5 protein-coding genes and 1 rRNA gene are annotated in these 7,015 nt (G+C 59.0%); 1 reads left to right on the forward strand and 5 read right to left on the reverse strand.

Going from position 1 to position 7,015, the window contains the following annotated elements:
- The first annotated feature begins 16 nt into the window (after positions 1 to 16).
- Positions 17 to 658 (forward strand): bifunctional 4-hydroxy-2-oxoglutarate aldolase/2-dehydro-3-deoxy-phosphogluconate aldolase, encoded by a 642-nt coding sequence (locus ACRAWE_RS18060; RefSeq protein ID WP_063918651.1) that lies wholly within the window; start codon positions 17 to 19, stop codon positions 656 to 658.
- Position 659: 1 nt separating this feature from the next.
- Here ACRAWE_RS18060 and aceK read toward each other — a convergent pair whose 3' ends face one another.
- The 5 genes from aceK to rrf form a co-directional block, all read right to left on the reverse strand.
- On the reverse strand, positions 660 to 2,414 hold the full coding sequence (aceK, locus tag ACRAWE_RS18065; protein WP_432525683.1) for a bifunctional isocitrate dehydrogenase kinase/phosphatase: 1,755 nt from the start codon (positions 2,412 to 2,414) through the stop codon (positions 660 to 662).
- 69 nt (positions 2,415 to 2,483) lie between these two features.
- Positions 2,484 to 3,791, reverse strand: a complete 1,308-nt coding sequence (gene aceA, locus ACRAWE_RS18070; protein WP_432525684.1) for an isocitrate lyase — start codon at positions 3,789 to 3,791, stop codon at positions 2,484 to 2,486.
- A 41-nt stretch (positions 3,792 to 3,832) separates the two neighbouring features.
- Positions 3,833 to 5,431 carry a malate synthase A gene (aceB, locus tag ACRAWE_RS18075; RefSeq protein WP_198637151.1) on the reverse strand — a complete coding sequence of 533 codons (1,599 nt, stop codon included), beginning with the start codon at positions 5,429 to 5,431 and terminating at the stop codon, positions 3,833 to 3,835.
- A gap of 374 nt (positions 5,432 to 5,805) precedes the next feature.
- Positions 5,806 to 6,735 carry a homoserine O-acetyltransferase MetA gene (gene metA, locus ACRAWE_RS18080; protein WP_025160144.1) on the reverse strand — a complete coding sequence of 310 codons (930 nt, stop codon included), beginning with the start codon at positions 6,733 to 6,735 and terminating at the stop codon, positions 5,806 to 5,808.
- 200 nt (positions 6,736 to 6,935) lie between these two features.
- A 5S ribosomal RNA gene (rrf, locus tag ACRAWE_RS18085) occupies positions 6,936 to 7,015 on the reverse strand; the annotation flags it as partial.

Consider the following 7,015-nt stretch of genomic DNA (forward strand, 5'->3'; position numbering starts at 1 on the left):
AGAGGAGAGCGTCATCATGAACAAGTGGAAAACAAGCGCCGAACAGATCCTGACGGCGGGGCCGGTGGTGCCGGTCATCGTTATCAACAAGCTGGAACATGCGGTGCCGTTGGCGAAAGCGCTGGTCGCCGGCGGCGTGCGGGTGCTGGAGGTGACGCTGCGCACCGCCTGCGCCATGGATGCCATTCGCGCCATCGCCCAAGAGGTGCCGGAAGCGATCATCGGTGCCGGTACGGTGATTAATCCGCAGCAGCTGCGTGAAGTGACCGAGGCCGGCGCCCAGTTCGCCATCAGCCCGGGACTGACCGACGAGTTGCTGAAAGCGGCCACCGCCGGTTCAATCCCGTTGATTCCAGGCATCAGCACCGTTTCCGAACTGATGCAGGGCATGGATTACGGCCTGCGCGAGTTTAAATTCTTCCCGGCGGAAGCCAACGGCGGCGTGAAGGCGCTGCAGGCGATCGGTGGCCCGTTCCCGCAGGTGCGCTTCTGCCCGACCGGCGGCATCTCGCCGGACAACTACCGCAGTTACCTGGCGCTGAAAAGCGTGCTGTGCATCGGCGGCTCCTGGCTGGTGCCGGCGGACGCGCTGGAAAGCGGCGACTATGCGCGCATCACCGAACTGGCGCGCGCCGCCGTGGCGGGCGCCCAGGCCTGATTTACATCGCAGCGGTGGCGGCCGGCAGCGCCGCCCCGCTGCGCTGGCTGAACCGCTGTTTCTTGCGGTAAGCGAACACATCCTCCACGTGCCCCTCGCGGATACGCTGCTGCAACCCGCGCCAATACTCCGCAGTAAACAGATCGCTGTGCAGCTCTTCAAACATCTGCCGGATGCGCCGATCGCCGCACAGGAAATGACGGAACTCCTCCGGAAATACGTCGTTGGGCGCGATGCTGTACCACGGCTCGCTGGCCAGCTCATCCTCCGGATAGCGCGGCGGCGGAATGTCGCGGAAGTTGACCTCGGTCATGTAGCAAATCTCGTCGTAGTCGTAGAACACCACTCGCCCGTGGCGCGTCACGCCGAAATTCTTGAACAGCATGTCGCCGGGGAAGATATTGGCGGCGGCCAGCTGCTTGATGGCGTTGCCGTACTCTTCGATCGCATCGCGCATCTGCTGGTCGTTGGCCTGCTCCAGATACAGGTTCAGCGGCGTCATGCGGCGTTCCATATACAGGTGTTTGATCACGATGCGATCGCCGAGATCTTCCAGCTTGCCCGGCACTTCGCGCCGCAGCTCTTCCAGCAGTTCCGGGCTGAGGCGCGCCTTGTCGACGACAAAATTCTCGTACTCCTGGGTATCCGCCATGCGCCCGACGCGATCGTGCTCTTTCACCAGCTGATAGCAAGCCATCACCTGCGCCTGCGTCACCTCTTTTTGCGGGGCGAATTCGTCTTTGATCACTTTGAACACCCGATCGAAGGACGGCAGAGTGAACACCAGCATCACCATGCCCTTCACCCCCGGCGCGATGATGAACTGCTCCTGCGACTGCGCCATAAAGGTCAGGTATTCGCGATAGCATTCGGTTTTGCCGTGCTTCTGGCAGCCGATCGCCATGTACAGCTCGGCGGTGGTCTTGCCCGGCAGGATCTCGCGCAGCCATTCCACCATCGCCGCCGGCAGCGGCGCGTAGACCATAAAATAAGAGCGGGCGAAGCCGAAAACGATGCTGGCCTCCGCCTTGCCGGTCAGGCAGGCGTCGATAAACAGCGCGCCCGATTCGCTGTGGTGGATCGGCAACAGGAACGGGTAAACGCCGTCGGCCAGGCGCAGCTTGCCAACCAGCCAGGCGGCCTTGTTGCGGTAAAACAGTTCGTTGGCGATCTGAAAGGTCGCGCCCGCCAGCTGCTGTGCGCTGAAGGTGCGTTGCAGCGCTTGCGTGATATAGCGGATATCGCGCGTCAAATCCTCCCACGGCAGCCGCAGCGGCAGATCGCTCAGCAGGCTGCGCAGCATCGCCAGCAGATCGCCATGGGGAGTGAAATCGCGCGCCAGCGGACGCGGAATGTCGCGAAAGCGCCGTTCCGGCTGCGAACTGAACACGAACAGCTTGTCCGGCGTCAGATCGCGATGCTTGAACAGCCGGCAGTAGACCGAGTTAAAAAAGCTTTCGGCTATCTCGAAACGCGGATAGTCCGGCAGCAGATCGATATAGACCGCTTTGACCCGGCTGGGGAAGTCGGCGTCGAAGTATTTCTGCCCGGTGATGCATTTGAGCTGCTCCACCACCAGGCCGACATGATGGTCGTACAGATGGATGCGCTTTTTCATCGCCTGCTGTACCGCCGGCCAGTCCGCCTGCTCGAAGCGCTGCTGCGCGCCGGCGGTCACCTCCAGAAAGCGGCCATACTGCGCATCGAAGCCTTGCAGGATCGTCTGTGCGATCAACAACTCCAGTTTTGCCGCCATCCTTACCCCCGCCAGAAAAAGGAGCCTGCGCATGCAGGCTCCGGGTGAAACGTCTTCAAGCTTGCCGCGTCAGAACTGCTGTTCTTCCGTCGAGCCGGTCAGCGCAGTCACCGAAGAGGCGCCGCCCTGAATGATGGTGGTGACCTTGTCGAAGTAGCCGGTGCCCACCTCTTGCTGGTGCGAGGCAAAGGTGTAGCCGCGATCCACTGCGGCGAACTCCGCCTGCTGCACCTTCTCGACGTAGTGTTTCATCCCTTCGCCCTGCGCATAGGCGTGCGCCAGATCGAACATGTTGAACCACATGCTGTGGATGCCCGCCAGCGTGATGAACTGATACTTGTAGCCCATGTCCGACAGCGCCTGCTGGAAGCGGGCGATGGTCTGGTCGTCGAGGTTCTTCTTCCAGTTGAACGACGGCGAGCAGTTGTAGGCCAGCAACTTGCCCGGGTATTTGGCGTGGATGGCGTCGGCGAAGCGCTGGGCGGCATCCAGATCCGGCGTCGAGGTTTCGCACCACACCATATCGGCGTAAGGGGCATAAGCCAGGCCGCGGCTGATCGCCTGCTCGACGCCGGCATGGGTGCGGAAGAAACCTTCCGCCGTGCGCTCGCCGGTGACGAAGGCGCTGTCATACGGATCGCAGTCAGAGGTCAGCAGGTCGGCCGCGTCGGCGTCGGTGCGGGCGATCACCAGCGTCGGCACGCCGAGCACGTCAGCCGCCAGGCGTGCGGCAACCAGCTTCTGGATCGCTTCTTGCGTCGGCACCAGCACTTTGCCGCCCATATGGCCGCATTTCTTCACCGCCGCCAGCTGATCTTCAAAGTGTACCCCGGCAGCACCGGCGGTGATCATCGCTTTCATCAGCTCAAAGGCGTTCAACACGCCGCCGAAGCCGGCTTCAGCATCGGCGACGATCGGCAGGAAATAGTCGGTGTAGCCTTTGCTGCCCGGTTCAATCCGGTTCGCCCATTGGATCTGATCGGCGCGGCGGAAGGCGTTGTTGATGCGTTCGACCACCTTTGGCACCGAGTCCACCGGATACAACGACTGGTCTGGATACATAGCCGCCGCACTGTTGGCGTCCGCCGCCACCTGCCAACCGGACAGGTAGATGGCCTCGACGCCGGCTTTGGCCTGCTGCAGCGCCTGGCCGCCGGTCAGCGCGCCCAGGCAGTTCACGTAGCCTTTACGCGCCTTGCCGTTCAGCAAGGACCACAGTTTAGCGGCGCCGTTTTGCGCCAGGGTGCATTCCGGGTTGACCGAACCGCGCAGGTTGATCACGTCTTCGGCGCTATAAGGGCGGGTAATGCCTTCCCAACGGGCCGATTTCCATTCCTGTTCCAGCTGCTGGATCTGTTGAGAGCGAGAGGTAGACATAATTTTTATCCTTTCAGTCATGTAGGGTTGATTGGGAAAATTCAGGCCAGCAGCGCATAGCCGGGCAGCGTCAGGAAATCGATTAATTCATCTTGCGTGGTGATGCGCTCCATCAGGCGCGCCGCCTCTTCGAACCGGCCGGCGTTAAAGCGCGCCTCCCCCACTTCTTCACGCACCACCAACATCTCTTCTTGCAACATCTGGCGGAACAGCGCCTTGGTCACCGGACGCCCATCATTCAGGCTCTTCTCGTGGTGGATCCACTGCCAGATAGAGGTACGGGAGATCTCCGCCGTCGCGGCATCTTCCATCAACCCATAGATCGGCACGCAGCCGTTGCCGGAGATCCAGGCTTCGATGTACTGCACCGCCACGCGAATGTTGGCACGCATTCCCGCTTCCGTGCGTTCGCCGTCACAAGGTTCCAGCAGCTGCGCGGCGCTGATCGGCGCATCCTGCTCACGCAGCACGTCCAGCTGGTTTTGGCGATCGCCCAATGCCTTGCCGAACACCTCCATCACCGTGTCCGCCAGCCCCGGGTGTGCCACCCAGGTGCCGTCGTGGCCGTTATTGGCCTCCAGCTCTTTGTCCGCCCGTACCTTGTTCAGCACCCAGGCGTTTTTCTCGGCGTCTTTGCTCGGGATAAACGCCGCCATGCCGCCCATGGCGAACGCGCCGCGCTTATGACAGGTTTTGATCAACAGACGCGAATAGGCGCTGAGGAAGGGTTTTTCCATGGTCACCGACTGACGATCCGGCAGCACGCGATCGCCGTGATTTTTCAGCGTCTTGATGTAGCTGAAGATGTAATCCCAGCGGCCGCAGTTCAGGCCAACGATGTGATCGCGCAGGTGATAGAGGATCTCGTCCATCTGGAACACCGCCGGCAGGGTTTCGATCAGCACCGTCGCCTTGATGGTGCCGCGCGGCAGATCGAAACGATCCTCGGTAAAGCTGAAGACATCGCTCCACCAGGCTGCTTCTTCCCAGGACTGGGTTTTCGGCAGATAGAAATACGGGCCGCTGCCCTTGGCCAACAGCTGGCGATAGTTGTGGTAGAAGTACAGCGCGAAATCGAACAGGCCGCCTGGGATGGCCTCGTCGCGCCACAGCACGTGCTTCTCCGGCAAATGCAGGCCGCGCACGCGAGCGATCAACACCGCCGGGTTCGGTTTCAACTGGTAAATCTTGCCGGCTTCATTGGTGTAGGAAATGGTGCCGTTAACCGCATCGTGCAGGTTGATTTGACCGTCGATGACTTTGTCCCAGCTTGGCGCCAGCGAGTCTTCAAAGTCCGCCATAAATACTTTTACGTTGGCGTTCAGCGCATTGATCACCATTTTGCGCTCGACCGGCCCGGTGATCTCAACCCGGCGATCGCGCAGGTCTTGCGGAATGCCGCGGATCTGCCAGTCGCCCTCACGAATGGAATTGGTTTCCGAAATAAAGCCAGGCAATTCGCCGCGATCGATATTTTGCTGCCAACGGACACGCGCCGCCAGCAGCTCATTGCGCCGCGGCGTGAATTTCGCCACCAGTTCCGCCAGGAACTCAACCGCTTCATCCGTCAACACCTGGCGCTCCGCAGCGGCGAAACCCTGCGTAAACCTTAACTCCGTGCCTGCTATCTGTTGCGTCATGACCTTGCTCCTTCCCATCGTCGCGCCTGAGCGACCGGCGCATTTTCATCAGAAATCACTGTGGATCAGGGCGGATGAAACGATCCTAAACTGGTCAGATCTCATCCCGATAGCTCTAAGAATACTCAACAAAAAATAAAAATCAAAAACCATTTCCATTTTATTATTAAATATTTTATTAACACTTTATTATCAATTAGTTATGAAAAATAACAATACCACCGAGTAAGGAAATCGGTTCCAATAGGCATGCAGGGACATGATAACGCCTTGTCGAACAAGGTATTTCAGGAAGAGATGGGGGAGAAAAAGAGGATCGTACGAGGGATCGTCAACGCGGCGGCCTCGATTCAGCCGCCGGCAAGCAGAAAAATTCAGTCGAGCGTCGGGTTCATATGGCGCAGATCGTAAGGCGTGATCTGGTAGACGTAATAGTTGAGCCAGTTGGAAAACAGCAGGTGTCCATGGCTGCGCCAGGTGGCTTTCGGTGTCAGTGCAGGGTTGTCATCGGGAAAGTAGTTGAGCGGAACGGTGGGATCGAGGCCGGCATCGTTGTCGCGACAATACTCCCCGGCCAGAGTCAGGGCATCATATTCCGGATGGCCGGTGACAAACGCCAGGCGCTTATCTCTGCTGGCGAACAGATAGGCGCCGGCCTGCTCGGATTCGGCCAGGATATCCAGATCGGTATACTGGCGAATCACCTCAGTCGGGAAATCGGCATAGCGTGAATGCGGCGCCAGGAAGCTTTCGTCGAAGCCGCGCGTCAGCAATGCATGCTGCTGCAGCGTTTGGTGCGGATAAACGCCAGAGAGCTTCACCTCGCGCGTCATCTTGGGAATACCGTACAGGATGTTCAACGCCGCTTGTACCGCCCAGCACACGAACAGCGTGGAGGTGACGTGGTTCTTGGCCCAGTCGATCACCCGTTCGATCTGCGGCCAGTAGGCGACATCGCAGAAGTCGACCAGCCCCAGCGGCGCACCGGTGACGATCAAACCATCGAAGTTCTCATTCTGGATGTCCTCAAAGTCGCAGTAGAAATTGTTCAGATGCTCAGCCGGCGTGTTCTTCGACTCGCGGCTATCGATACGCAGCAGCTGGATATCAATCTGCAGCGGCGAGTTGGAGAGCAGGCGCAGAAACTGGTTTTCCGTTTCGATCTTCTTTGGCATCAGATTGAGGATCAGCACTTTCAATGGCCTGATTTCCTGTGTTTTTGCCCGTGAGGATGTCATTACGAAGACATTCTCATCACGCAAGAAGCTGACCGCAGGTAACTCATCAGGAACACGAATCGGCATTGCTTAATCCTCACACATCCATTTATACGTTTAGACTTCTAGATGCCCGAAGATAGCTTTTTTTTCGGTCGATGTCGAGCATTCAGCGGAAAGGTGAAAATGTTTCATTGCGCGGCCTGCGCCAGGATATGAGCAGAGGGAGTAAAGCGGATGAAAAGCAAAAAGGCCATCCTTTCGGATGGCCTCTTGGCTTATTTGATGCTTGGCAGTGTCCTACTCTCGCATGGGGAGACCCCACACTACCATCGGCGCTACGGCGTTTCACTTCTGAGTTCGGCAT

It is taken from the genome of Serratia sp. BFP-2025 (assembly GCF_050880365.1).
GTDB classification, from domain to species: domain Bacteria; phylum Pseudomonadota; class Gammaproteobacteria; order Enterobacterales; family Enterobacteriaceae; genus Serratia; species Serratia surfactantfaciens.